The sequence below is a fragment of the Aquitalea magnusonii genome, from assembly GCF_003202035.1.
GTDB classification, from domain to species: domain Bacteria; phylum Pseudomonadota; class Gammaproteobacteria; order Burkholderiales; family Chromobacteriaceae; genus Aquitalea; species Aquitalea magnusonii.
Window position 1 is genome coordinate 213,933 of the sequence record NZ_QJKC01000004.1, and the last position, 25,890, is coordinate 239,822.

Here is a 25,890-nt window from a genome sequence, read left to right on the forward strand (position 1 = left end):
AAGCCATCATGCCTGCCACACGACCTCTGCCGGAGCTGGTTTGCCCGGCGGGCAGCCTGCCCGCCCTCAAGGCCGCCGTGGACAACGGTGCCGACACCGTCTACCTCGGCCTGAAAAACGACACCAATGCCCGCAATTTCGCCGGGCTGAACTTTGACGACCGCACCGCGCGCGAGGGCATACGCTATGCCCATCAGCATGAGCGCAAGGTCTTGCTGGCCATCAACACCTATGCCCAGGGCGGCGACATCAGCCGCTGGCATCGCGCCATCGACGAAGGCGCGGAGCTGGGCGTGGACGCCATCATCCTGGCCGACATCGGCCTGATGGAATATGCCCGCCGCCGCTACCCCGCGCTGCGCCTGCACATGTCGGTGCAAAGCTCGGCCACCAATTACGAAGCCATCAATCTGGCGCAAGAGCTGTTCGACATCCGCCGCGCCGTGCTGCCACGGGTGCTGACGCTGGATCAGGTGAAGCAGGTCATCGATCACACCCGGGTGGAAATCGAAGTGTTCGGTTTCGGCAGCCTGTGCGTGATGGTGGAGGGCCGCTGCCTGCTGTCCAGCTATGCCACCGGCGAATCGCCCAATAGCCACGGCGTGTGCTCGCCGGCCAAGTTCGTGCGCTGGGAGCACGGCAGCCAGGCACTGGGCGCCCGGCTCAATGGCATCCTGATCGACGAATACCAGCAGGGCGAAGCAGCCGGCTACCCCACCCTGTGCAAGGGGCGCTTCGAGGTGGAGGGCGACACCTATTACGCGCTGGAAGAACCCACCAGCCTGAACGTGATGGCCATGCTGCCGCAAATCATCGATATCGGCGTGGCCGCCATCAAGGTGGAAGGCCGCCAGCGCAGCCCGGCCTATGTGGCGCAAGTCACCCGCACCCTGCGCGAAGCACTGGATGCGGCCGGACGCGAGCCGCAGCGCTTTTCGGTGAAACCGGGCTGGACCCAGGCACTGTCCAAGCTGGCGGAAGGCCAGCAGCAGACCCTGGGCGCCTATAACCGGCCATGGAAATGAATGACAGCGTGCCGGCAGGCTCGCACGCCATGCCGGCCCAACAAGCAGGGCTGATATGAATACATTGCAACTGACGCTGGGGCCGGTACTGTTTTACTGGTCCCGCGACGATATCCTGCGGTTTTACAGTGAAGCCGCCGACTGGCCGCTGGAAACCATCTATCTGGGCGAAGCCGTCTGCTCGCGCCGCCAGCAGCTGCGCGGCCAGGACTGGATCGCCCTGGGCAAGGAACTGGCCGAAAGCGGCCGCCGGGTGGTGCTGTCCAGCCTGGCGCTGATCGAGAGCGAGTCCGACCTGCGCCGCCTGCGCAAGCTGGTGGAAAACGGTGAATTGCAGCTGGAGGCCAATGATCTGGGCGCGGCCCGGCTGGCACAGCAGCAAGGGCGACCCTTTGTCGCCGGCCATCACCTGAATATCTACAACGCCGACACCCTGGCCTTGCTGCAATCGCTGGGAGCACGGCGCTGGATTCCCCCTGTGGAAATGGACCGCGACACCCTGGCTGCCGTGCTGCAACAGTTCAGCCGCACCGGGCAGCCTATCGAAACCGAGCTGTTCGCCTGGGGCCGCCTGCCACTGGCACTATCCGCCCGCTGCTTTACCGCACGCCACTACAATCTGTCCAAGGACGATTGCCAGTTCCGCTGCCTGGAGCATCCGGACGGGCTGCGGCTGAATACCCGCGAGCAGCAGGCCTTCCTCACCATCAACGGCATCCAGACCATGTCGGACGGCTGCCATTCCCTGCTGCCGCACCTGGCCGCTATTGCAGCCATGGGCGTGCAGGCGCTGCGCATCAGCCCACAGTGGCAGCACACCGCGCAGGTGATTGCCGGCTACCAGCAAGCCATCCAGGCGCTGCACAGCCCGCTGCACACCGACATCGACCTGGCACCCTATGCCGACAGCCGTCTGGTGGATGGCTACTGGCGTGGCGAAGCCGGCATTGCCGCCCTTGGAGAAACCCATCATGCGCATTCCTGAACTCACCCTGCCCGCCGCCATGGCCAGCCTGCTGGGCCGGCTGCCAGCCACCCCGCCCTGCTGGGCGCTGGTGACCACGCTGAATCAATTGAAGAAGCGCGACATCCTGCCGGCCGACATGAGCTTGCTGGCCGGGCACAGCTTTGAAGTGCATGTGCAGGATGCCGGCTTGCGGCTGGGCTTTTGCGCTGACGAGCAACACTTCAAGGTCGCCAGCGTCGGCACTGCGCCAGACCTGCGGCTATCGGCCAATCTGGCGGACTTTGCCCGCATGATGCTGCGCGAGGAAGATCCGGACACCCTGTTCTTCAATCGCAAGCTGATCATCGAAGGCGACACCGAACTGGGCCTGATCGTAAAGAACCTGCTGGATAGCGTGGACTGGAGCAGCACCCCGCTGCAGCGTTTCATGGCAGTGTGAAACACGGCGCCAAGCCAGCATGCAAAAAGCCCGGCAAGCCGGGCTTTTTACGGTAGTACACTGCTGAATCAGGCAACCAGCTGGGCTGCCGCCTTGCGCTTGGCCGACAAATCCAGGCCAGGCAAATCAGCCATCACATCCGGGTGATCGGCCAGTTTTTCCACCACGAAATCGACAAACACGCGGGTACGCGGAGCGATATGGTCGCGATGCGGGAAGCAGATGTAGATGGAGCGCTCCAGCGACACCACATCGGTCAGCACCGCTTCCAGCTCGCCATTGCGGATCAGGTGCACCACCTCGTGCCCCGGCAACTGCGCCACGCCCATGCCCAGACGTGCCAGCTCGCATACCGCTTCCATCTCGTTCAGGGTATAGGTGCCGGTCACTTCCAGCGGAATACGCTCGCCCTTGCGATCGAACTCCCACTTGTACAGGCGGCCCGAGGTAGGGAACTGGAAGTTGATGCAATCGTGATTGCTCAGTTCTTCAGTGGTCGCCGGGCGGCCATGCTTGTCCCAGTAGGCGGGAGAAGCCACCACATACTGCGGAATCTGCGCCAGATTACGCGCCACCATGCGGCTGTCCGGCATCATGCCGATACGCACCCCCACATCGTAGCCGTCTTCGATCAGGTCGCTGAAATGGTCATCCAGGCCAAAGAACACGCGGATCTTGGGGTAGCGTTCGCAGAATTCGCCCATGATGGGCAAAATGAAACGGCGACCAAAAGAATTGGGCATGCTGACGCGCAAATGACCGGCCGGTTCATCACGGCTGGCTTTCAGCTGGTTGATGGCCGAATCAAGATTGTTCACCGGCCCGCGGCATTGCGCATAGAAGCGGCGTCCATCCTCCGTCAGGGTCAGCTGGCGGGTAGTCCGGTTAAACAGGCGAACCTCCAGCTCCTGCTCCAGTCGCGCAATGCTTTGACTGATAGCCGCCGGCGATACCCCCAGTTTTCTTGCAGCATCCGAGAAACTGCCATTCTCGGCGGTGGTCATGAAGACCATCAAAGCTTTTAAAGTATCCATAGCTGAAACGTTCCCTGAGCGGCATTGAACTCATGCGACCGACTGATGCACGGCATTCCCCGCCCCGGCTGCATGATTTGCCAACTTCATTATTAAGTAGTTCTTCTTTAAAAAGCGTACACCATATCCAGTGAATAATGAAGTTTGACTTACGTTTCCGGCCTGAAATGCCAGTAATCTGTTTCAAATTTCACAATTTTCTGGAGTCCTTTGGCAGAAACAAGCCAAATTCGCTCTGATTTTAAAACACTGCCAACATCTTGACATTGGCATTTAATATCAATCACGACACACCGCCACCCGGCTGCATGCTGTCAGCAGCCAGGGCACAAGCCCGCTGCTGACGGTCGGCATACGCTTAACAATCAATATTGTTCAAGACCGCAACAAAAGATAGTTCGAGCTTAAACAAAGCCGCTATCGTCCAGGACGGCATCAGATCCCCCCGGAAAGGGATCGCCATCATTCTGCAGCACCGCCGGCAAGCCAACTCTGTGCAACATCAAACGGCATCACCACAAGAGCCTGTCCAAGGCAGGCCGCCAGCCAACGGCAGAACCTTGATCCCGCCACCGCCACGGCCATCACGACGCACCGCATACCCGGCATTTGTGCCATATGCCCACCCTGCCTGCCCTTGCCCCGCCGCAGACAAAACGCCTGAGCATCAAACACAAACCGGCCACAAGCCGGCAGCTGTTTTGGCCATGACATGGGCAGAACACTCAGGAAAAAGCATCCCGCCACCCCGGAAAATTCCGCACAGTCTTACTGAACATAGAGAAATTACTTATTCAGCATAGCGATCGCTCTACTTGGGCCTTTACCTACTGGTTTCGCCTGGTGGCTGCTTAATAAACTCCAGACCAGCCAGCAAGCATCGCTAGTGGAGTCCGGCGCTCAAATTGCCACGCCTTCATGATGAACGCTGGAACATTGCAAGCGGACCACCGTCTTGGCCACCCGACAATGAAGGTCACGTCATCATGCACAGCAAGCTTCCCTTTGCTCAACCCATACCGGGCAACCTGTCCCCGGCCAGCCAGAAGACCCTGCTGGACTGGATTCATACCGTCGGCCAGATCGAGACCGAAAACGAACTCAAGCTCTATCTGGACCACCTGCAATCGCAACTGCCCACCAAACACATGGTGATCACCCTGGGGCGCATCAACCAGCACCAGCAATTGCACCGCGTGGAAAAAGTAGTGAATGTCAGCTTTCCGGAAGACTGGGTAGAGCACTACATGAGCCACAACTACATCAGCTGTGACCCGGTGCTGCGTTCGGTCATGGGGCAGGGCCCCATCCACTGGGCCGACAAGTTTTCCCGTGCCAAGGGCCAGCAGGAAAAACAGTTCATCCAGGAACTGACCTCCATCGGCATGGGCAACGGCATCAGCTTCAGCGCACTGTCCGAACGGCAGAACCTGGTCTGTGTGCTATCGGTTTCCGGCAGTGAAATCGGCAAGGACAGCCAGCTCACCGAAATGCTGAACAGCCTGCTGCTGCATCTGCGCCAAGCCGCCGGCCGGGTGGCCAATCTGGCGCCGGCCGCTCCCGCCGCCATGCCGCTGTCGCAGCGCGAATTCGACATTTTCCACTGGATGAGCCATGGCAAGACCAATTGGGAAATTGCCACCATCCTGGGCATTAGTGAAAGGACGGTGAAATTCCATGTCGCCAACATCATCCGCAAACTGAATGCCAACAACCGCACCCACGCCATCGTCATCGGCCTGCAACTGGGGCTGACCACGGTCGCCGGCACGATGTAGCCTGCGGCAAGATGACAGAGCAGGCACTACAGCCAGTAACGGCAGAAACGGCTTGCCGCTAGAATCGATACTCCAATGGCAACTGCACCGTATCCGTGCGGTACAGCACTGTCAGAGGAGTTTCAATCTGCAAGTCTCTTCTTGATTGACCCATGCACTCACCTGAAACATTCGGCCCCGGCTTCACGGGGCCTTTTTTTGGCTGTGCGCCATGCTCTGCCCCGGCAACAGCATGAGCCTGCGCAAGCCATCACCAGCATCTTCCGGTCAAGACCCTGTTACAAGGCAGGGCGATTTGTTACAGTCGCTGCTCCTGCTGATTCCTCTGCTTACCGGCCATGAATGCCTTTACCAGTTGCAACCCCGCCACCGCCGAGGTGGTGTTTACCCGTCCTGGCTGGAGCCAGGCCCAGCTTGACGACTCCATCCAGCGGCTGAAATCTGCCCAGACCCACTGGGCGGCCCTGAGCGTGTCCCAACGTGCCGAGCGCATGCTGAAACTGGCCGTGCAACTGGAAACCCACCGTGAACAACTGGCGGCGCTGGTGACACTGGAAGTCGGCAAGCGCACCGCCGAGTGCCTGGCCGAAATCGACAAGTCGGCGCAGCTGATACGCTATTACGCCGAGTTGGCCCCTGCCCTGCTGGCCCCGCAATCCATTGCCACCCAGGCCAGCCAGAGCGGTGTGGCCTTCGAGCCGCTGGGCTGCGTGCTGGCGGTGATGCCGTGGAACTTCCCCATCTGGCAATTGCTGCGCTTTGCCGTGCCGGCGCTGATGGCGGGCAATACCTGCCTGGTGAAACCCGCCCCCTCGGTGCCGCAATGCACGCAGTTGCTGCTGGAACTGGTGCACGCCGCCGGGCTGGATTGCCTGGACATCGCCTGGATCGATCACGAGCTGGTGGAAGAAGCCATCCGCCGCAGCGACGCCGTGGCCTTTACCGGCTCCACCCATACCGGACGCCTGATCGCCAGCCTGGCTGGCAAGCATCTGAAAAAAACCGTGCTGGAACTGGGCGGCAGCAATCCCTTTATCGTGCTGGCCGATGCCGATGTCGAGGCTGCCGCGCAGGATGCGGTCAATTCGCGTTATCGCGACGCCGGCCAAAGCTGCAATGCGGCCAAACGCATGATCGTGGTGCCGGAAATTGCCGAGCAATTTGTTGCCGCCTTTGTCGCCGCCGCCAGCGCATTGCGCCCCGGCGACCCGCGCGACCCGGCCACCACCCTGTCACCGCTGACCCGCGCCGATCTGCGCGAGGCCCTGCATGCGCAGGTGCTGGATGCCTGTCACCAGGGTGCCCGCCTGTTGCTGGGCGGCCAGTTGCCAGCGGCCCCCGGTTTCTTCTATCCGGCCACGGTGCTGGACCATGTACATGCCGGCTGTCGGGTTTATCACGAGGAAGTGTTCGGCCCGGTGGCCAGCATCCTGCGCGCCCGTGACGAGGCCGATGCCATCCGGCTGGCCAATGACACGCCGTTTGGCTTGGGTGCCTCCATCTATACCGCGGACACCACCCATGGCTGGGAACTGGCACGGCAGCTGGAAGTGGGCAGCGTCTTTCTCAACCGCCACACCAGCTCGGATCTGCGCCTGCCTTTTGGCGGCGTCAAGGCTTCCGGCTATGGGCGCGAGCTGTCGGAGTTCGGCCTGTATGAATTCGTCAATGTCAAAACCTACTGGCAGAAATAAGCCGCACGGCGGCCAGTGCGGCAATGCGCTACACTGGCCTGCTGTTTCGCTGCTGGCCGCCCTGCACGGTTTGTCATGAAGTTTCGTCCTGCATCCACTACTGTCCTCGCCTGGCTGGTCTTGCTGGCCTGCTTGGGCTATTTCGGCCTGATTGCCGCCGCACCGGCCCTGTTGCAGGGCGATATCGGCGGCTGGCCGCGCGCCATCCTGCTGGCCTTGCTGTTGTTTCTGCTGTTTTTCGCAGTCACCCTGTGGCATATCCGGGCAAGCGACCGAAAGCCAGACGCATGAGTCCGGCCACGCTTCTTTTCCTGCTGTTCATCGCCACCAGCCTGCTGCTGACCCGCCGGGCGGCACGGCTCACCCGTTCTGCCGATGACTTCTATACCGCCGGCGGACAATTGCCGGCCTGGCAAAATGGCCTGGCGCTGGCAGGCGACTTTCTGTCGGCAGCGGCCTTTCTCGGCTCCATCGGCATGTATCTGGGACAGGGCTACGACTCACTGGTGTATGCGGTAGGCACGCTGGCCGGCTGGCCGCTGTTGATGCTGCTGCTGGCCGACAAGCTGCGGGCACTGGGGCGCTACAGTGTGGCCGAGGTATTGGCCAGCCGTTTTGACGAGCGCCCGGTACGGCTGATGAGCATCATCAGCTCGCTCACCATCACGCTGTTTTATCTGATCGTGCAACTGGTCGGGGCCGGCAAGCTGTTGCAGTTGCTGTTCGGTCTGCCCTATCTGGCCGCAGTCGGGCTGGTGGTGTTGCTGATGGTGCTGCAAGTGGGGCTGGGCGGCATGCTGGCCACCAGCTGGGTACAGATGAGCAAGGCCGCGCTGATGCTGCTGTGTGCGCTATTGCTGGCCGGCGGGGTGCTGCAACGCTTCGGCTACAGCGCGCCCGCCCTGTTTGCCGAGGTAGACCGGCTCAGCCATGGACAGGCGCTCTTGCCCGGCCCATCGCTGTCCGACCCGCTGGATGCCCTGTCGCTGGGCCTGGGACTCAGCCTGGGCTTGCTGGGTCTGCCACATATCCTGCTGCGTTTTTTCACCGTGGCCGATGGCCGTGCTGCCCGCCACTCGGTGGGCTGGGCCACCGGCATCGTCGGCCTGTTTTTCCTGCTGAATATCTTGATCGGCTATGGCGCACTGGTGCTGGTCGGGCCTGCCGCCCCATTTCATGATGCCGCCGGCAAGCTGCTGGGTGGCGGCAATATGGCGGCGCTGCATCTGGCCGCGCTACTGGGCGGGCCATGGCTGCAGGCACTGATTGCCGGCGTGGCCTTTGCCACCATCCTGGCGGTGCTGGCCGGGCTGGCCATGGCCGGTGCCAGTGCCATCAGCCACGATCTGTATGCCTTGTGGCTATGCCGCGGTCAGGCTGATCCACAGCGGGAATGGCAGCTGTCGCGGCTGGCCGTGCTGCTGCTGGGAGTGGCCGCCGTGCTGCTGTCCACCCTGTTCCAGAATCTGAATATCGCCTTTCTGGTGGGCCTGGCTTTCGCCATCGCTGCCTCCAGCAATTTCCCGGTCCTGCTGCTGACCCTGCACTGGCGCGGCCTGACAGCGCGCGGGGCGCTGACCGGCGGCGGCTGCGGCATGCTGGCTGCGCTGGGGCTGATCATCAGCGGCCCGACCGTGTGGGTGGGCATGCTCGGCCATGCCCGGCCGCTGTTCCCCTATGCCAACCCGGCATTGTTCTCCGTGCCGCTGGCCTTTGCCGCCGCCTGGCTGGCCTCGGTCTGCGACAAGGGGCATGGCCGCAGCATTGACGCGGCACAAGCAGGCGCCGACACTGCCAATCATTCCACCTCATCCGGGCCAGCCTTGCAGCAAACAGGCTGGCCGCCAGCACAACACCGCAATAGAAAAACCACATGACCACACTGACTCTGTACGGCAACTGCTTTTCCGGCCATAGCTACAAGGTGCGCCTGGCACTGATGCTGGCCGATGTATCCCATGACTACGTTCATGTCGACCTGGCGCTGCCGCGCGCCGAACGCGCCGAGGACTTCCGCGCCGTCAGCCGCTTTGGCGAGGTGCCGGTGCTGGTAGCGGACGGTACCGCCATGTGCCAGTCCAATGCCATCCTGCAATGGCTGGCCGACAATTACGGTCGGCTGGATGGTGCGCCGGGCGAACGCCAGCTGGTGCGCGAATGGCTGTGCTGGGAGAGCAACCGTATCGGCTTCTCCCTGCCCAATCTGCGCCTGGCACGCAAGTTCTTCCCGCAACCGGCCGAGGTCACTGCCTGGCTGGAGCAACGGGTGCGCGCCGACCTGGCCGTGCTGGACAACACCCTGAGCCAGCATGCCTACCTGATCGGCACGACCCCGACCATCGCCGACCTGTCGGCCAGTGCCTATCTGTGGTGGCTGGGCGATGCCGGACTGGACATCGCCAGCTGGCCGCATGTGGCGGCCTGGCTGCAGCGCATCAGCCAGCTGCCTGGCTGGCAGCATCCGGATGAGCTGATGGCGGCTGAGATTCCGGACTGAAACACACAGGGGGAAACGTGATGGAACGGCCATCCTGCATCAGACACTGGCGCGAGCTGCAAGAAGCGGACACGGCCAGTTACCCGGGCAGCAGCGAGTTGCTGTCCATCGGTTCGCCGCTGGGCCGCTTTTTTGGCCTGCAGCGCATCGGCATTCATCATGAACTGCTGCCGCCGGGTCGTCGTACTTCCTGGCCGCATGCCGAAAAGACCGAGGACGAATTCGTCTACGTGCTGGAAGGCGAACCGGATGTCTGGCTGGATGGCGTGCTGCATCGCCTGCAAGCCGGTGACTCGGTGGGTTTTCCCGCCGGCAGCGGCATTGCCCACAGCTTCCTTAACAATACCGCGCACGATGTGCGGCTGCTGTGTGTGGGCGACCGCGACCGCGACGACAACCAGCTGCACTACCCGCTGCATCCGGCGCGCAATGATGCGCTTGGCCCTCGTCACTGGCGTGATTGCCCCGGCCAGTTGCAGGGCGCACACGACGGTCTGCCGGATGCCTTGCGCGCACAACAGGAGCATGACTGACATGCCCCCGTTTCTCGCTGCCGTTGCCGCCATCATCGGGCCGCAACATCTGCTGACCCAGCCGCAGGATACCGCCGCCTACGCCCTGGACTACCGCCGCCGCTATCAGGGCCTGCCGCTGGCGGTGGCCCTGCCCGGCAGCACGGCCGAAGTGGCGGCACTGCTGCAGCTGTGTCAGGCACATCAGGTCGCCGTGGTGCCGCAAGGCGGCAACACCTCCACCTGTGGCGCCGCCACGCCGGATGCCTCCGGCCGCCAGCTGGTGATCGGCCTGCGCCGGCTCAACCGTCTGCGCGCCATCGACACCGCCAATGACAGCATCACGGTGGAGGCCGGCATGACGCTGGCCCAGCTACAACAGCTGGCCGCAGACGCCGGCCGGCTGTTTCCGCTGTCCCTGGCCAGCGAAGGCAGCTGCCAGATCGGTGGCAATCTTTCCACCAATGCCGGCGGGCTGGCAGTGCTGCGTTACGGCACCATGCGCGAACTGACACTGGGGCTGGAAGTGGTGCTGCCGGATGGGCGGGTGCTGCATCAGCTCTCCGCCCTGCGCAAGGACACCAGCGGGCTGGATGTAAAGCAGCTGTTTATCGGGGCAGAAGGCCAGCTGGGGCTGATTACCGCCGCCACGCTCAAGCTGTTTCCGCTGCCCACCGCCCATGCCACGGCCTGGCTGGGGGTAGCGGGCAGCCAGGCCGCCATCGCCCTGCTGTCGGCCTTGCGCCAGGCTTTTGGCGACCGGCTGACCACTTTTGAAATCATGTCGCAAGCCTGCCAGCAGCTGCTGGACAAATACCACCCCGGCCAGCTGCCCTTCATCCAGCCGTGGGCGGTACTGGTGGAGCTATCCGACAGCGGCGACAGCCAGGCACTGCAACAGCAGCTGGTGGACTGGCTGGCCACACAGACGCTGGGTGACGGCGTGCTGGCACACAGCGAAGCCGAACGCCAGCGCCTGTGGCAGCTGCGTGAAGCCATGTCGGAAACCCAGAAGCGCGATGGCCCCAGCATCAAGCACGATATCGGCGTCCCCAGCTCGGCCATTCCGGTCTTTCTGGCCGAGTGCGAGGCGGCACTGACTCGCGCCTTTCCCGGCGTGCGCATCCTTGCCTTCGGCCATGCCGGCGATGGCAATCTGCATTACAACATCAGCTTTACCCGGCCGGACAATGCCGATCTGTTCGAGGACGAGGATAGCGTCAATGCCATCGTCTACGAGCTGGTCTACCGCCATCAGGGCACACTGGCGGCAGAGCATGGTGTGGGCCAGCTCAAGGGCCACTGGCTGCAGCGCTACCAGGACCCGCTTGCCCTGCAGCTGATGCGCAGCATCAAGCAGCTGCTGGACCCGCAGGGGCTGATGAATCCCGGCAAGTGGTTGTCCGCTCTCGGCGATGAATAGCGGCTGACAGCTCTGTCACGCTCCCGGTAACGTTACGCCCTTGCTGGCCACGCTAAGCCAGCGCCGCCAGATCGGCCGCCAGCCGGGCCAGCAGGCCCGGCCAGTCGCCGGCCTGCTGCTGACGGTACAAGCGCAGCGCCGGATACCATGGCGTGTGCGCGCCCTCCCAGCCCCAGCGCCAGTCGGTATGGCTGGCCGACAGTAACAGCCAGCAGCGCAGTCCCAGGCTGCCGGCCAGATGCGCCAGCGCGGTGTCCACCGTCACCAGCCCGTCCAGTTGTGCCAGTACGCCCGCCGTATCCGCCAGATCAGCCAGTCCACCCTCCCCGGCCTGCAGCTGCGGCCACTGCCCCAGCCATGTCTGCTCGGTGGCGTCAGTTGGCAATTGCAGGCTGAGCCACTCGATATGCGGCAGTTGCAACAGCGGCGTCAGCTGGCGGATGTCGGGCAGCGAACGGTGATGATCAAAGGGATGCCGCGCATGGCCACGCCATACCAGTCCCAGCCGCAGCTTGCGCTGTGGGGCCGGCAGTGCGGGAACGGGTGGCAGGACAAACCGTGCTGGCGGCGTGCGCGCCGGATCGGGCTGCAGCAACCAGGGCAGGCTCATGGAAAAAACATGGCAATCGTGGGCCGGTAAGGCCATGTCCAGGCTGGTGAGCGGCAGGAATTGCACCGGACAGCTCAGCGCCATGCTGTGCAACAGGCGCATCAGCTCCGGCCGGCACACCACGCTCAGACGCGCAGCCTGCAACAAGGGCAGATAGCGGCAACACTGCAGGGCATCGCCCAGCCCCTGCTCGAACCACACCAGCAGATGTCGCCCGGCCAGCGACTCGCCCTGCCAGCGCGGCGCAGCAAGACATGGCAGGCCCAGCTCGACAGGTGGGCGTAGCAGGCGCGCTTCGTGTGCCTGCCAGCCCTCCTGCCAGCGCCCCTGTGCCAGCAGCAGATAGCCCAGGTTCTGCAGATGCCGTGGCTGTTGTGGCTGGCTGGTCACCGCCTGACGCCAGGCCGCTTCGGCCGCCGCCGCCTGGCGCAATTCGCTGCAGGCCAGTGCCCAGATCGCCGCCTGGCCGGCATCCGCCTGGGCAAGCGGCACAGATTGCTGCAGCAAGCGCATGGCCTCCCTGGCCATGCCCTGGTGCAGACAGGCCGCCGCCAGTGCCGCCGCCTCGGCATGACTCAACTGCGGCAAGCGCAATGCCCGCTGCAACAAGCGCGCCGCCAGCCGCCAGCGCCGCTGCCGCTGGCACAGCAGCAGCAGGTCGTGCAGCGCCAGCACATGATCGGGCTGCAAGCGCAACAAGCGGCGCCAGCAGGCCGCCTCCTGCACCGCGCGGCCCTCTTGCTGATAACGCCGCGCCAGGCGGAACAGGCTGTCCTGGTGTCGCGGGTTGTGCGCCAATTCCGCCTGGTAATGCAGCACGGCCTGGGCCGTGTCGCCGCCGTCCTCATGCAGGCAGCCCAGGTTGTAATGGGCATCGGCCACCGCCGCATCCAGTTGCAGTGCCTGCAGCCAGCAGTGGCGGGCCAGCTCGCCCTGCCCCAGCCTGGCGGCACAGACGCCCAGCAGATTCCACATCGGTGCATTGTCCGGCTCGGCCTGCAGACAATCCTGTGCCGCCAGCAAGGCAGCGGGCAGCTTGTGCTCGGCCAGCAGCGTGGCGGCAAGCAGGGCCAGTGGCGACAGCATCTTCAAACAGCCCTCCTTGCACGGCAGCCGACGGTAAAAAGCCGCCCGAAGGCGGCTGCGCTCGTGCATTTTAGCGGCTTACAGCCGGAACTTGGCAAACTCGCCATTCATCTGTCCGGCCTGGCCGGCGAGGCCCTGCAAGGTTTCGCTGGCCTGCTGCAGCAGGCTGTCGTTTTCCAGCACCCGGCTGTTGATCTGCTCCGAGCTTTGCGCAATCAGCGTGCTGGCATTGTGCTGTTCCTGGGTGGAATGGGAAATCTCTGACATCTTGCTCACCACTTCCAGCATGGAGTGGCGGATGGACTGGATGGTGGCCACCGCCTGCTGGGTAAGCAGCACGCCATCGTTCACCACGGTCACCGTCTGCTGCACATCGCCCACCGCCTTGCCGGTTTCCGTGCGGATGGCCGTCACCATGCCGGCAATTTCCACCGTGGCCTGCGCCGTGCGCTCGGCCAGCTTGCGTACTTCGTCGGCCACCACGGCAAAGCCGCGGCCCTGCTCGCCGGCCCGCGCGGCCTCGATGGCGGCGTTGAGCGCCAGCAGATTGGTCTGGTCGGCGATATCGCGGATCACCTCGGTAATGCCGGAAATCTGCTGCGAGCGCTGCTCCAGTGCCGCCAGCATGCTTTCCAGCGAGCGCACCGACTGCACCGTGCTTTCCATGCCATCGGCCAGCTGCAGCATGCCCTGCGCGCCGGACTCCAGCCCGCTGCCGGTGGCGCTGGCCAGCTGGTCGGCCGCCCGCGCATTGTCGGCGATATGGGCGATGCTGACGGTAATCTGCTCCAGCGTGGCGGCATTGGACGAAGACATGTCGGAAATGCTGCGCGCGCTGTCTGCCACGCCCTGCACCTGGGACGACACCTGGCCGACACCCGCCATCACGCCGCCGGCATTGTCGCGCAGGCCACGGAACAGCGTGGCCAGTTGCGTCACAAACTGGTTGAAAGCGCGGGCGGTGGCGGCGATTTCATCCTGCCCGCCCTCCTGCAGCCGCAGGGTGAGATCGCCCTCACCGTGGGCAATGTCTTCCATGGCGTTTTTCAAGGCCACCAGTCCGCCCAGCATGCGCCCCAGCAGCAGCCCGGCCAGCGGAATCAGCAAGGCAAACACCAGCACGCTCAGGCCGGCCACAGTCAGCAACAGGGTATCAAGCGGTGCCAGGATGGCATCCTTGTGCGTGGCCAGCCCGATCAGCCAGTCGCTGTCCGGAATGCGCTGCACCGACAACAGCATGTCCTGATCGCCCATGCGTACCTGTTGCAGGCTGGCCGACCCGGCCAGCTCGGCCAGCTTGTCGGCGGTCAGCTCGGGGGCCAGCTGGCTGAGGGGCTTGAGGGTCAGTGCCGCCTGCGGATGCGCCAGCAGCTTGCCCTTGCTGTCGGCGATAAAGGCATAGCCACCGCCGCGAATCTGCAGTGACAGCACTGACTTGACCAGGCTGTCGACGAAAACATCGCCCCCCACCACCCCCACCGTGCTGCCCGCATGCGTGATGGGGGCGGCCACGGTGATGGTGAGCTTCTTGCTGGCTTCATCGACATAGGGCTCGGTCACGATCGGCTTGCCGGCGGCCATGGCCTGCTTATACCAGTCGCGCTCGGTCACCTTGTAGTCGGCCGGGGCGCTCCAGTCGTCGGAAAACAGCGAATGGCCATCGGCAAAACCGGCGTAATTCACATTGAAACCGGCCTTGGCGCCCACCTTGAGAAAACGCAGGGCATCGGCCTCGCCGGCCACGCTGGCCTGGGCGGCGATTTCCTGTTTCTTGTCATCCAGCCAGGTTTTCACCACGCTGCTCTGCCCCTTGAGCGCAGAATCGAATTCGTGATTCAGCCCGCTGAGAATTTCTCCGCGCATCTGGATGAATACAAGCAGTACCAGCACCAGGCCAAACAAGGCCATCAGCAAGGCATTGAAGGCTATCAGTTTGCTGCGCAAGGATTTCATGTTTTCCCCTCGTATGCTTAAAGAGCCGCTCACACAAGCTTGTGGAGAACCCCGGCCAAGGCGCGCCGCCGCAGACGGTACATGGCGTACGGCAAGGCGGCGCCACGCTGGAGCGGGGGTTTGTCAGCGGCTATCAGGGTCGAATTGTTGCAGCTCACCGTTAAAATCTCGTTCAGCCATGCGCCTTTTTCCGGGCGGCGAGCACGCATGGCCATCATTAAATTATGAAAATCTAATTTACAATTTGATCCAGCACAGCAAAGTGGCTGGCCAGCGACCAGCACCGCTACGGCACAGCGAGGAAACAGCGCGGCACGGATCCCTGCCCTGACAGGGCAGGTCGGCGACAAGGCAGCAGGGGCCGGCCAGGTGGCGGCGCGCAGGAAAGGCGGGAGGCAGGCAAAAAAAATCCCCTGAGGGTTCTCAGGGGCCAACACGAGGAAGAAACATCTGGCTGGGGTTACCAGCTTGATGCTTCGAGGGGCTAACACCACAAAAGGCCTTGCGGCCTTCAGTGCGATGCACAATTTAGCGCAAAAGCTCTATTCTGTCCATTCAATTCAGCAGCTTAGACCCGCTGACAAAACCCCCGCTCCTGCCTTGCGCCTCCTTGCCGTACTCTTTGTACTGTCGCGTCGGCGCGCCGTGGCCGGGTTCTCTACGGGGTTTTGTCAGCCGCTCTTAGCGCTCATGCCCACTGGTAATCCTTGAACATTTCACGCAGTTTCATCTTCTGCAGCTTGCCGGTGGCGGTATGCGGCAGCTCGTCCAGAAACACCACGTCGTCCGGCGTCCACCACTTGGCAATCTTGCCTTCGTAAAAGCCGATCAGCTCTTCGCGGGTGGCGCTGGCACCGGGCTTGAGCACTACCACCATCAAGGGGCGTTCGTCCCACTTGGGATGCAGCACACCGATGGCCGCGGCTTCGGCCACCGCCGGATGACCCACCAGGATGTTTTCCAGTTCGATGGAGCTGATCCACTCGCCACCGGACTTGATCACGTCCTTGGTGCGGTCGGTGATCTTCATGTAGCCATCGCGGTCGATGGTGACCACGTCGCCGGTATTGAACCAGCCATCCTCGGTATGCGAGTCGTCCAGCTCGCGCTTGAAGTAGCGCGACAGCACCCAGGAACCCTTGACCTGCAGATTGCCAAAGGCCACGCCGTCATTGGGCAGCGGCTTGCCTTCGTCGTCGACAATGCGGATGGCCACGCCGTAAATGGGACGACCCTGCTTGGTTTGCAGTGCACGTAGTGTCGGTGTGTCGCAACCGTTGTGCTTGAACTTGGGCGTACTGGTGGTGCCACAGGGCGACAATTCGGTCATGCCCCACAGCTGGCGCAGCTCGGCACCGTGTTCGGCCAGCTGGTCCACCATGCTTTCCGGCGCGGCCGAACCACCGACAATGACCCGCTTCAGGCTGTGAATCTTCAGGTGATTCTTCTGGCAATGCTGCAACAGCATCATCCAGATGGTGGGCACACCGGCCGCCATGGTGACGCCTTCGCTTTCGATCAGCTCGTACAGATTGACGCCGTCCATCTTGGGGCCGGGCAACACCAGCTTGGCCCCGTTCATGGTGCAGCTGTAGGGCAGGCCCCAGCCATTGACGTGGAACATCGGCACCACCGGCATGATGGCACCCTGGGCCGAGATATCCAGGCTGTCCGGCAGCGAACTGGCAAAGGCATGCAGCACGGTGGAACGGTGCGAATACAGCACGCCCTTGGGGTTGCCGGTGGTACCCGAGGTGTAGCACAGGCTGGAGGCGGTGTTTTCGTCGAAATCCGGCCACTGGTATTGGTCGCTATGGCTGTTGACCAGGTCTTCGTAGCACAAGAGGTTGTCCAGCGTGGACTCGCGCGGCATGTGGGCGCGGTCGGTCAGCAGGACAAAATGCTGCACGGTGGTCAGTTCGGCAGCGATCTGCTCCACCACGGACAGGAAGCTGAGATCAAACATCAGCACCTTGTCTTCGCCGTGATTGATGATGTAGCTGATCTGCTCGGCAAACAGGCGCGGGTTGACGGTATGACAGATGGCACCGGAGCCGGAGGTGGCGAAGTAGATTTCGTAGTGGCGGTAACCGTTCCAGGCCAGGGTGCCCACGGTGTCGCCGTGCTGCACACCAAGCCCGGCCAGCGCATTGGCCAGCTGCCGGCTGCGGCGGGCAGCTTCACGGTAGGTATAGCGGTGAATCGGGCCTTCCACGGTACGCGACACGATCTCGCTGTCGCCATGGTAGGTTTCGGCATGTTGCAGCAGGGCGGAGATCAGCAGCGGCTGCTCCATCATTTGTCCACGCATCTTGTTTCCCCTCTATTGTCGTGGTTTGGAATGCATCAAAAGACCATAGGCATTTTGGGGCATTTGCTCCAATCACATTTTCTGATGAAAACCGGAAAGACCTGCTGATGAAAACAGAGGTTTGCAGGGGAATGGATGGGAAGTTTCCTAGCGCTTGCTTGGCAGAAAGCACAATAAAGCCCTGCTGCAGCAGGGCTAAGGCGGGCAAGGCAGCAAAGGGCGGCGTTCTGGCGGCCAGCCCACTGCAAAGGCGGACGACAAGCAGCTTGCCAGTTGGCCCGCGGCGGCACTGTGCTGGCAATACAACAGCTGATGCGTTTTAGCTTTTGACCGGGCGCTTGGCCAGCATGCGTTGCAAGGTGCGGCGGTGCATGCCCATGGAGCGGGCGGTAGCCGAGATATTGCCATCATGCTCGTTCAGCACCCGTTGCAGATGCTCCCAGGTAACCCGCCGCAGGGACATCGGCTGTGGTGACAGCGGCAGCTCCGGATTGGCCATCACCTGCTGGAAGGCCGCCAGGATGTCATCCACCCCGGCCGGCTTGGCCAGGTATTGCACCGCGCCCAGCTTGGTCGCCTCCACCGCGGTGGCGATGCTGGCATAGCCGGTCAGCACCACCACCGCAGCATGCGGATAGCACTGCCGCAATTCGGGCAACAGCCGCAGGCCGCTTTCGCCTTCCAGATTCAGGTCCAGCAGGATGCGCAGCGGTGGTTCATCCCGTGTTTGCAGCGCAGCAGCGCCATCGGCGGCGCACTCGACGCGAAAGCCGCGCCGCGTCAGCGAACGCGCCAGCACCGTGGCAAAAGCCTGGTCATCATCGACCAGCAGGAAATCCAGCGCCATTTCACTCCTCCTGTGACAAGGGCAGCCGCACGCAGGCGTGTACGCCCCCCTCGGCACGGTTATCCAGGGTCAGGGTTCCGCCCAGCCGCGCCAGCGTGGCATGACTGAGCATCACCCCCAGCCCCATGCCGGCCGGCTTGTCCGAATCCAGCGGCGCCAGGCCGGCGCGTTGCAATTGCTGGGCGCTGAGACAGCCTTCGCGATTGATGATGTCCAGCTGCAACTGACCGTCCAGCAAGGATGCGGTAACCGTCAGCGCGCCGCCACCGGCCTCGGCCGCATTATTGATCAGATTGAAAAAGGCCGGCCAGAAGGCGGCATCCAGCCGCACCCGCGGGTCCGCACCGGCCGGGGCCTGCCAGTCCAGCTGCACATCCGGCCGCAGGCTGCGCCAGCCGGACAGCTGCTGCGCCAGGGTGGCGAACAGCGGAATGGCGGCATCCTGTTGCTGAATGCCCTGCTTGAGCCGCGCCAGCGCCTGGGCACAGCTGCCCAGCTGGGCCTGCATCAATTGCAGGTCCTCTTGCAGATTCGCATCCGCCGCATGCTGTTGCAGCATGTCATCCACCAGCAGGGTCAGGGTATTGATCGGGGTGGACAGCGAATGCGCCGCGCCGGCTGCCTGCATGCCCACCGCCAGCAGTTGTTCATCGCGCAACTGGGTTTCCCGCGCCGCGGCCAGCGCCGCCTCGCGCGCCGCCAGCTGACGGGCCAGCCAGGACACAAAGCTGGTGATCAGCAGCGCCGACAGGGCAAAGGTCAGCCACATGCCGACCAGGTGCAGGGAAAAGGCATAGGCGGCATCGCTGCCCTGCAAGGGCCAGGGCAGGTGCCAGCCAAACAGCGCGGCATAGGCCAGCATGCTGAGCAAGGACAGGCCCCAGGCAAACAGGCCGGGCGACAGCAGGGCGGCAAACAGCACCGGCGGCAGATACAGCGAGGCCAGCGGATTGGCCGCACCGCCGCTGAACGCCATGCACTCGGTCAGGGCCAGCAGGTCGGCCAGCAAACCCAGCCGCAACAGGGGCAGGGCCGGGCTACCCTGGCGCAAGCGCTGGCTGAGTACCGCGTTGAACAAGGCCAGTGTGGCCAGCGCCTGCAACAGCAGCAGCCAGGGCAGCGCCAGGCCGGACAGTGCGCACAGCAGCAGCAACAGGCCACCGGCGGCCAGCATCAGCCAGCGCAGACGGGCGATCAGGCGCACCGCATCCGGCAGATCGGCGACCAGACGGGAAGAGGAGGAAAACAGTTGGGCCAGCATGGCCGACACTTTAGCATCCCGCAGCGCCGATGGTGACTGCGACATAATGCCGCACACCATGGCCGGCTGCGCTGTCGGACCGACCGCCCCCTCACCGCGGCGGCAAGCCGCGACAGCACTGCCCTGCTCGTCGCCGCCCGGCCAGTCTGCTAGTCTTGCAACACTTTTTGTCGAACTGAGCCGGATGAAACATTTGAAACTCGCAGGCTGCGGCCTGATCCTGTTTATCGCGCTGGGGCCACTGGTGGGCTTGCTGGCCAGCGGGGTCATCCCCATGCTGGCCTACATCATCGGTGCCTTACCGGCCGCGCTGGCCGGCATGCTGCTGGTGCTGCTGCGCCTGTCGCTGGATGCCGGCATCAGCCGCTGGCAGCAAAGCTGGCCGCGCTGGCGCCTGCTGGCGCTGGCGGCCCTGCCCGGCGCCCTCATCGGCGGCGTCGTCACCGTGTATTACAGCCGCTGGCTGCAGCCGGCTTTGTACGACCCGCTGTTCAACTATTATGTCGGGGCCGTGGCGGGCGGGGTATGCAATGCCTTGTTCTGGCAATTGCGCAGCCAGGCCGGGCCAGAAGGCTGATCCACCGCACCCGGCAAGGGGCGGTGACCAAAAGAAAGCCCGCCGGGTCGGGGCGGGCTGCAACTCTTGGATGTGCCGGGCAAAACCTTGGGCAACCCGGCTAACATTGACTCAGCCTACGCCATGCTGCCGTGGCCGCCAATGCGACAGATTGTCGCAGGCAGCCACTCAGGCCACATGCAGGCTCACCTGCAAGCCGCCCTCGGGGCGATTGGCCAGTTGCAGGCGCAGGCCGTGCAGGCTGGCAATGCGCTCGACAATGGACAAGCCCAGCCCGCTGCCCGGCATGTCCTGGCCGGGCGGACGGAAAAAGCGTTCATGCACCCGCGCCAGCCACTCCGGCGCAATACCCGGCCCGTTATCCCGCACCAGCAGGCCAGTCGCAGCCGCCTGCAATTCGATGCAGGCACCGGGCGGGCAATAGCGCACCGCATTGTCCAAGAGATTGCGCAGCATCAGGGTGAGCAAGGTGGCATCGCCGGCCAAGGGCAAGACCTGTGCCGCGCTGTCCTGCCAATGCAGTTGCAGCTGCATGTTCTTGGCCGCGGCGGCGGCAGACACATCGGCCATGGCGTCGCGGCATACCACGGCCCAGTCCACCGGCTGCGCCGCCGGCAAGCCCTGCAGCGGGTCCAGCCGCGATAGCGCCAGCAATTGCTCCACCAGGCGCGTGGCGCGACCAATGCCCTGCTGCAACTGCCCTAGCGCATGCTGGCGGCCGGCTTCGTCCGGCATCAGCGCCATCACCTCGGCCTGCACCTGCAAGGCCGCCAGCGGCGTGCGCAACTCATGCGCGGCATCAGCAGTAAAGCGGCGTTCGTGCTCCATGGCCGCGGCAATGCGCGCCAGCAGTGCATTCAGCGCACGCACCATGGGCAGGACCTCGCCCGGTACATTCTCCGGCAGCGGGCTGTGCTCCAGCGGGCTGCGCCGGGCCAGATTGTCCGCCAGCAGCTGCAGAGGGCGCAGCCCCTGGCGCACCGCCCACAGAATCAGCAGCAGCAAGACCGGCAAACCCAGCAGCCACGGCAGCAGCTGGCCCTGTATCACCTTGCGCACCACCTCGTGCCGCAGCTTCTGCCGCTGGCCTACCGCCACCAGCCGCGAGCCATCCGGTGCCGGCAGATAAAACAGACGCCACTCATCCTTGTCATCCTGCCCGCTGACCGTATAAAAACCGCGCCGCGCGGCATCGAAGCGGAAATGACGCCCCTTGCCGTCGCTCAGCAACAAATCACCCTGCTCATTCCATACCGCCACGCCGATGTCGTCATCTTCGGTATCGCCGCGGTCACCGCCACGGATCAGCTTTTTGGTTTTGGGCAAGACCGGCAGCTCGCCCTCGCCATGCTCCCCCATATTGACGCTGAGCAATTGCCGGGCAAACAGGGTGAGCTGGGTGTCGTACAACTCGTCCACTTCGTGATGGGCTGCATAGGCGGCCACCACCGTGGACACCAGCCAGATCAGCGGCACGGTAATCAGCAACAGCACCGCCAGCCGCCGCTGCAGGGTTGGTCGCTGCCTCATTGCGGCTCGCCCAGTGCGTAGCCAATACCGCGCTGGGTGCGGATAAAGCCAGCCCCCAGTTTTTTGCGCAGGTGATGGACGTACACCTCCACGGCATTGCTTTCCAGCTCCTGCCCCCAGCCGTAAAGCTTTTCTTCGATCAGCTCGCGCGACAGCACCCGTCCCTTGCTGGACAGCAACAGCTCCAGCAAGGCCAGCTCACGCGCCGTCAGTTCCAGAGCCTTGTCCTCCAGCCAGGCGGTACGGGCCACCGGATCAAAGCTCACCGCACCATGCACCAGCCGGCTCACACTCTGGCCATGGCGCCGCCGAATCAGCGCCCGCAAGCGTGCCGCCACTTCGCTCAAGGCAAACGGCTTGACCAGATAGTCATCCGCGCCGGCATCCAGCCCTTGCAGGCGCTCGTCCAATGTATCGCGCGCGGTCAGCACCAGTACCGGCACATCCTGCCCGGCCTGACGCCAGGCGGCGAGGATGTCCATGCCGTCCATGCCCGGCAGACCCAGGTCCAGCACCACGGCATCAAATGGAGCCGCCGACAGCGCGGCCAGCCCTTCCCGCCCCTGGCGAAACCAGTCGACAACAAAGCCCAGCTGTCCCAGCCCCATTTTCAGGCCATCACCAATCAGCGGATCATCCTCCACCACCAATATGCGCATGTTTATTTCCTTGCCTCGACTCCGGCCCTGGCCTGCTCCACGCCGCGCTGTGGCACGGGTTTGATGCCAGTCACCATGGCCTTGATCAGATTGATGCCACCCAGTCGGCTCATCACCAGTGCCGCCAGCACATGCAGGCCGACACTGCCGATCAGGATATTGGCCAGCGCGCCATGCAGTGCCTGCATGCCATCGTCCCCCCAGAAAGCATCGCTGCCCAGCAGGTAGCCGGTGACAGCCAATCCCAGCACCAGCGCCATCAGCCACAACATCATCAAGGCGCCCAGCGGATTATGCCCGGCATGGGCATCCAGCCGGCCCTGGCGCAGGTCTTGCCAGTGTGCCCGCAAGCGGCGCGGCGTAGGAAAGAAATCAGCAAAGCGGGCAGGCCTGCTACCGACAAAGCCCCACACCACCCGCGACAGCACCAGCCCCGCAGCCAGATAGCCAGCCCAGCGATGGGGGCCTTCGCCATCTTCCAGCACAAAATAATTGCCCAGCACACAGGCCGCCAGCGTCCAGTGGAACACCCGGACAAAACGGTCCCACACCTTGATTCCCTGGGTATTGTCAGCCATCAATCCATTTCCTTTCAGCCAACAAGCCGGCCGGGAGTCCCCGGCCTGCAACACCTTATTGCTGTACTTCGCTCTTCACCGGCTTGCCGGTCTTGGTGTCGAAGTAGATTTCCACCTTCTTGTCATTCTTGTTCTTGCCATAGATTTCATAGCACTGGCCGCTCACCTTGAACTTGTCGATCTTGTAGCCCTGAGCTTCCAGCTGTTTCTTGAAATCTTCCTGCTTGATCCACTCACTCCTGGGGTGGGTTTCACACTTGGCAGAAGCCCATACGGCAGGGGCGGCAAAGGCAGCACACAGGGCGGGCAGCAGCAGTTTGTTCATTTCTCGACTCTCCAGGATTAAACCGGTTCATTCCGGCGACAGGGCCCATTAAAACGGGTAGGGCCCATTAAAACGGGTATCGCTTAAATGCCGCTTAAACAGCCGATCTCTGGCATTGCGCATTGCGTCATGCGTCCGTCACCAAAGCCACATCGCGCTGTCATCTGCACCATGCAGCATGACGCGGTACAACACGGCAGAACGGACCCGACATGCAGCCCGACACCGCCTCCACCAGCAGCCGCCACTATCGCTCCATCTGGATTTCCGATGTACATCTGGGCACCTCCGGCTGCCGCGCCGACCATCTGCTCGACTTCCTCAAGCACAACGAATCCGACTACCTCTATCTGGTGGGCGATATCGTCGACGGCTGGCAACTGAAAAAGTCCTGGTACTGGAAGCAAAGCCACAACGATGTGGTGCAAAAAGTGCTGCGCAAGGCGCGCAAGGGCTGTCAGGTCGTCTATGTGCCGGGCAATCACGACGAAGCCGCCCGCCACTATGTGGGGCTGGACTTCGGAGGCATCGCCATCCGCCGCGAGGCCGAGCACACCACCGCCGATGGCAAGCGCCTGCTGATCATCCACGGCGACGAATTCGACGGCGTCATCCAGCACATCAAGTGGCTGGCCTATGTCGGCGACTCGCTCTACACCGTCATTCTGGAACTGAACCGTGGCTTCAACTGGCTGCGCAAGCAGCTGGGCATGCCGTACTGGTCGCTGTCGCAATATCTCAAGCACAAGGTAAAAAACGCGGTCAACTTCATAAGCGACTTCGAGAAGATCCTTGCCGGCGAAGCCCGCCGCCGCGACTACGACGGCGTGATTTGCGGCCACATCCACAAGGCCGAAGTGCGCGAGATCGACGGCATCCTGTACGGCAACAGCGGCGACTGGGTGGAAAGCCTGTCGGCCCTGGTCGAACACGCCGATGGCCGGCTGGAAGTGGTGTACTGGACCGAATTGCAATCCGCCCCCGAACCCACCCGCCGCAAAAACAAGCAAAGCCCCGGCGTGACACCGCCCCCCGCCGGCCAGGCAGCCGCCACCCAACCCTCCTGGCTGCCGCAACCGGCCACACCGGCCATGCTGACGCAGGCAGACACCACTGCCCAACTGTCCGACCCCACCCAGGAGACACCATGCGCATCCTGATCGTCACTGACGCCTGGAAACCGCAAGTCAACGGCGTAGTCCGTACCCTTACCGAAACCAGCCGCGAGCTGACCCAGTTCGGCCATCAGGTGGACATGATCACGCCGCTGGAATTCAAGACCCTGCCCTGCCCCACCTATCCCGACATCCGCCTGTCCATCCTGCCCTACCGCCAGGTAGCACGACGGATTGCCGAACTGGCGCCACACGCCATCCATATCGCCACCGAAGGCCCGCTGGGACTGGCGGCACGCCGCTACTGCCTGCGCCACAAACTGGCCTTCACCACTGCTTATCACACACGCTTTCCGGAATACATCGCCGCCCGCACCCGCCTGCCGCTGTCCATCAGCTATGCCTGGATGCGGCACTTCCACAATGCCGGTGCCGCCACCATGGTGCCCACCCAGTCCATTGCCGATGACCTGCGCGCCCGCGGTTTTACCAAGGTGGTGTTATGGAGTCGCGGCGTGGATACCAACCTGTTCACTCCCGGCGAACGCGACCGGCTGGATGAAAGCACGGCCCCGCGCTTTGTCTATATCGGGCGGGTCGCGGTGGAAAAGAACATCGAAGCCTTCCTCAAGCTCGACCTGCCGGGCAGCAAATGGGTGGTGGGCGATGGCCCGCTGATGGCCCGCCTGCAACGTGAATATCCTGAAGTCCACTTTGCCGGCGTATTTCCGCAAAACGAACTGGCGCGCTTCTACCGCGCCGCAGACGTGTTTGTCTTCCCCAGCCTGACCGACACCTTTGGCCTGGTGCTGCTGGAGGCCATGGCCTGCGGCACGCCGGTCGCGGCCTATCCGGTGGCCGGACCACTGGATGTGGTGGGTGACAGCGGTGCGGGCGTGCTCGCCGACGATCTGCGCCAGGCCTGCCTGGATGCAATGAACATCGACCGCAGCCATGTGCGCCGGGTGGCCGAAGGATTTTCCTGGGCAGCTGCCGCACGCCAGTTCGAACAACACTTGCATCCCAATCCGCCAGAGCGCATCGCCATCCTCAAACCACAGGCAGGTTGAGGCCGCCAGCAGCGCTGGCGTTGCAAAATGGTCGCAGCGCCCATGGCAACAGGGACAAGACTTCAGCACATTGCCATGGCCGCGGCCTGCAGCGCGCTACAAAAAAAACTTGAGTCCGGCCAGCACCGGCCTATACTGAAATCATTCAGTAACAGGGAGGGTTTGGGATGAGTCATTGGCCGGATTCCGACAACCTTGTTCAACCTTGTGTTCAGAACCCATCGCCTTCTCAGGTTTGATGGCGGCTGCTTCAGCGTAGCCGGGAGCACTCCCAGCGTCCATCACGGATGCATCAACGACAGGTCGTCGGTAAGCCAGACACGAAACAACAGACTTTGCTTGAGCTTGATGAGTTAGCCGGGGCTGGAAAGCCCTTATCCGCCACCCTAACAGGCAGCGATCATGATGTTACCGCCCGCACAGCCAAGGGCATGGTTCACGTAATATCAGTGCTTTACGACTTATCTGGTGCTGTGCATACAGCCTGTTCTTTGGTAATGACCTGTTCGCGGTTTTGCAGAACATCGTTGGCAAACATGTTCGCCGCGGCTCGGGTTGCAGTCTTGTATGTAATGTTTGCGTTATCCCGCAAAACCTTC

The 25,890-nt window shown here is 63.1% G+C and carries 23 protein-coding genes; 13 read left to right on the forward strand and 10 right to left on the reverse strand.

Annotation, left to right across the window (positions count from 1 at the left end):
• The first annotated feature begins 8 nt into the window (after window positions 1–8).
• The 3 genes from ubiU to ubiT are packed head-to-tail and all read left to right on the forward strand — an operon-like array spanning window position 9 to window position 2,431.
• Window positions 9–1,025 carry a ubiquinone anaerobic biosynthesis protein UbiU gene (gene ubiU, locus DFR38_RS06145; protein ID WP_059286771.1) on the forward strand — a complete coding sequence of 339 codons (1,017 nt, stop codon included), beginning with the start codon at window positions 9–11 and terminating at the stop codon, window positions 1,023–1,025.
• A 55-nt stretch (window positions 1,026–1,080) separates the two neighbouring features.
• A complete protein-coding gene (locus DFR38_RS06150; RefSeq protein WP_059286770.1) occupies window positions 1,081–2,010 on the forward strand; it encodes a U32 family peptidase in 930 nt (309 codons plus the stop codon).
• Complete coding sequence (gene ubiT, locus DFR38_RS06155) at window positions 1,997–2,431, forward strand: ubiquinone anaerobic biosynthesis accessory factor UbiT (RefSeq protein ID WP_059286769.1); 435 nt, start codon at window positions 1,997–1,999, stop codon at window positions 2,429–2,431. The genes DFR38_RS06150 and ubiT overlap by 14 nt, the downstream gene beginning before the upstream one ends.
• Window positions 2,432–2,499: 68 nt before the next feature.
• Here ubiT and DFR38_RS06160 read toward each other — a convergent pair whose 3' ends face one another.
• Window positions 2,500–3,465: a LysR family transcriptional regulator gene (locus tag DFR38_RS06160; protein WP_059286768.1), complete on the reverse strand. Its 966-nt coding sequence runs from the start codon at window positions 3,463–3,465 to the stop codon at window positions 2,500–2,502.
• 986 nt (window positions 3,466–4,451) lie between these two features.
• Here DFR38_RS06160 and DFR38_RS06165 point away from each other — a divergent pair.
• The 7 genes from DFR38_RS06165 (at window position 4,452) to DFR38_RS06190 (ending at window position 11,369) form a co-directional block, all read left to right on the forward strand.
• Window positions 4,452–5,243, forward strand: coding sequence for a helix-turn-helix transcriptional regulator (locus DFR38_RS06165; RefSeq protein WP_059286767.1), 792 nt, complete (start codon window positions 4,452–4,454; stop codon window positions 5,241–5,243).
• A 338-nt stretch (window positions 5,244–5,581) separates the two neighbouring features.
• Window positions 5,582–6,937, forward strand: a complete 1,356-nt coding sequence (locus DFR38_RS06170) for an NAD-dependent succinate-semialdehyde dehydrogenase (RefSeq protein ID WP_110313144.1) — start codon at window positions 5,582–5,584, stop codon at window positions 6,935–6,937.
• A 75-nt stretch (window positions 6,938–7,012) separates the two neighbouring features.
• Window positions 7,013–7,228: a DUF485 domain-containing protein gene (locus tag DFR38_RS21420; RefSeq protein WP_059286067.1), complete on the forward strand. Its 216-nt coding sequence runs from the start codon at window positions 7,013–7,015 to the stop codon at window positions 7,226–7,228.
• Window positions 7,225–8,814, forward strand: coding sequence for a sodium:solute symporter family transporter (locus DFR38_RS06175; protein WP_211310747.1), 1,590 nt, complete (start codon window positions 7,225–7,227; stop codon window positions 8,812–8,814). Before DFR38_RS21420 ends, DFR38_RS06175 begins: the two co-directional genes overlap by 4 nt.
• Window positions 8,811–9,434, forward strand: a complete 624-nt coding sequence (locus tag DFR38_RS06180; RefSeq protein ID WP_059286064.1) for a glutathione S-transferase family protein — start codon at window positions 8,811–8,813, stop codon at window positions 9,432–9,434. The genes DFR38_RS06175 and DFR38_RS06180 overlap by 4 nt, the downstream gene beginning before the upstream one ends.
• A gap of 20 nt (window positions 9,435–9,454) precedes the next feature.
• Window positions 9,455–9,967, forward strand: a complete 513-nt coding sequence (locus DFR38_RS06185; RefSeq protein WP_059286063.1) for a cupin domain-containing protein — start codon at window positions 9,455–9,457, stop codon at window positions 9,965–9,967.
• A 1-nt stretch (window position 9,968) separates the two neighbouring features.
• Entirely contained in the window at window positions 9,969–11,369 is a 1,401-nt protein-coding gene (locus DFR38_RS06190; RefSeq protein WP_110313146.1) for an FAD-binding oxidoreductase, read from the forward strand.
• Between the two features lie 52 nt (window positions 11,370–11,421).
• Here the strand turns inward: DFR38_RS06190 and DFR38_RS06195 are convergent, their stop codons facing one another.
• The 5 genes from DFR38_RS06195 to DFR38_RS06220 form a co-directional block, all read right to left on the reverse strand.
• The gene (locus tag DFR38_RS06195) at window positions 11,422–13,065 is read right to left on the reverse strand and encodes a tetratricopeptide repeat protein (RefSeq protein WP_158527698.1); all 1,644 of its coding nucleotides are present in this window, start codon (window positions 13,063–13,065) and stop codon (window positions 11,422–11,424) included.
• 78 nt (window positions 13,066–13,143) lie between these two features.
• Window positions 13,144–15,018 (reverse strand): methyl-accepting chemotaxis protein, encoded by a 1,875-nt coding sequence (locus DFR38_RS06200; protein WP_110313148.1) that lies wholly within the window; start codon window positions 15,016–15,018, stop codon window positions 13,144–13,146.
• Between the two features lie 688 nt (window positions 15,019–15,706).
• On the reverse strand, window positions 15,707–17,329 hold the full coding sequence (locus tag DFR38_RS06210; RefSeq protein ID WP_059287415.1) for a 3-(methylthio)propionyl-CoA ligase: 1,623 nt from the start codon (window positions 17,327–17,329) through the stop codon (window positions 15,707–15,709).
• 319 nt (window positions 17,330–17,648) lie between these two features.
• Window positions 17,649–18,176: a response regulator transcription factor gene (locus DFR38_RS06215; protein ID WP_059286121.1), complete on the reverse strand. Its 528-nt coding sequence runs from the start codon at window positions 18,174–18,176 to the stop codon at window positions 17,649–17,651.
• Between the two features lies 1 nt (window position 18,177).
• A complete protein-coding gene (locus DFR38_RS06220) occupies window positions 18,178–19,482 on the reverse strand; it encodes a sensor histidine kinase (protein ID WP_244909886.1) in 1,305 nt (434 codons plus the stop codon).
• A gap of 148 nt (window positions 19,483–19,630) precedes the next feature.
• On the opposite strand from DFR38_RS06220, the gene DFR38_RS06225 reads away from it, so the two are divergent.
• On the forward strand, window positions 19,631–20,014 hold the full coding sequence (locus tag DFR38_RS06225) for a hypothetical protein (protein WP_146215926.1): 384 nt from the start codon (window positions 19,631–19,633) through the stop codon (window positions 20,012–20,014).
• 168 nt (window positions 20,015–20,182) lie between these two features.
• Here the strand turns inward: DFR38_RS06225 and DFR38_RS21680 are convergent, their stop codons facing one another.
• From DFR38_RS21680 to DFR38_RS06245, 4 genes are read right to left on the reverse strand one after another with little or no spacing between them, the layout of a single operon-like run.
• Window positions 20,183–21,544, reverse strand: a complete 1,362-nt coding sequence (locus tag DFR38_RS21680; RefSeq protein WP_110313150.1) for an ATP-binding protein — start codon at window positions 21,542–21,544, stop codon at window positions 20,183–20,185.
• The gene (locus DFR38_RS06235) at window positions 21,541–22,203 is read right to left on the reverse strand and encodes a response regulator (RefSeq protein ID WP_059286486.1); all 663 of its coding nucleotides are present in this window, start codon (window positions 22,201–22,203) and stop codon (window positions 21,541–21,543) included. Before DFR38_RS06235 ends, DFR38_RS21680 begins: the two co-directional genes overlap by 4 nt.
• 2 nt (window positions 22,204–22,205) lie before the next feature.
• Window positions 22,206–22,781 (reverse strand): cytochrome b/b6 domain-containing protein, encoded by a 576-nt coding sequence (locus DFR38_RS06240; RefSeq protein WP_059286485.1) that lies wholly within the window; start codon window positions 22,779–22,781, stop codon window positions 22,206–22,208.
• Between the two features lie 55 nt (window positions 22,782–22,836).
• Window positions 22,837–23,106, reverse strand: coding sequence for a PepSY domain-containing protein (locus tag DFR38_RS06245; RefSeq protein WP_059286484.1), 270 nt, complete (start codon window positions 23,104–23,106; stop codon window positions 22,837–22,839).
• A gap of 212 nt (window positions 23,107–23,318) precedes the next feature.
• Here DFR38_RS06245 and DFR38_RS06250 point away from each other — a divergent pair, with 212 nt between their 5' ends.
• On the forward strand, window positions 23,319–24,266 hold the full coding sequence (locus tag DFR38_RS06250; protein WP_082693504.1) for a UDP-2,3-diacylglucosamine diphosphatase: 948 nt from the start codon (window positions 23,319–23,321) through the stop codon (window positions 24,264–24,266).
• Entirely contained in the window at window positions 24,254–25,291 is a 1,038-nt protein-coding gene (locus tag DFR38_RS06255; protein ID WP_059286483.1) for a glycosyltransferase family 4 protein, read from the forward strand. The genes DFR38_RS06250 and DFR38_RS06255 overlap by 13 nt, the downstream gene beginning before the upstream one ends.
• The last annotated feature ends 599 nt before the right edge of the window (window positions 25,292–25,890 follow it).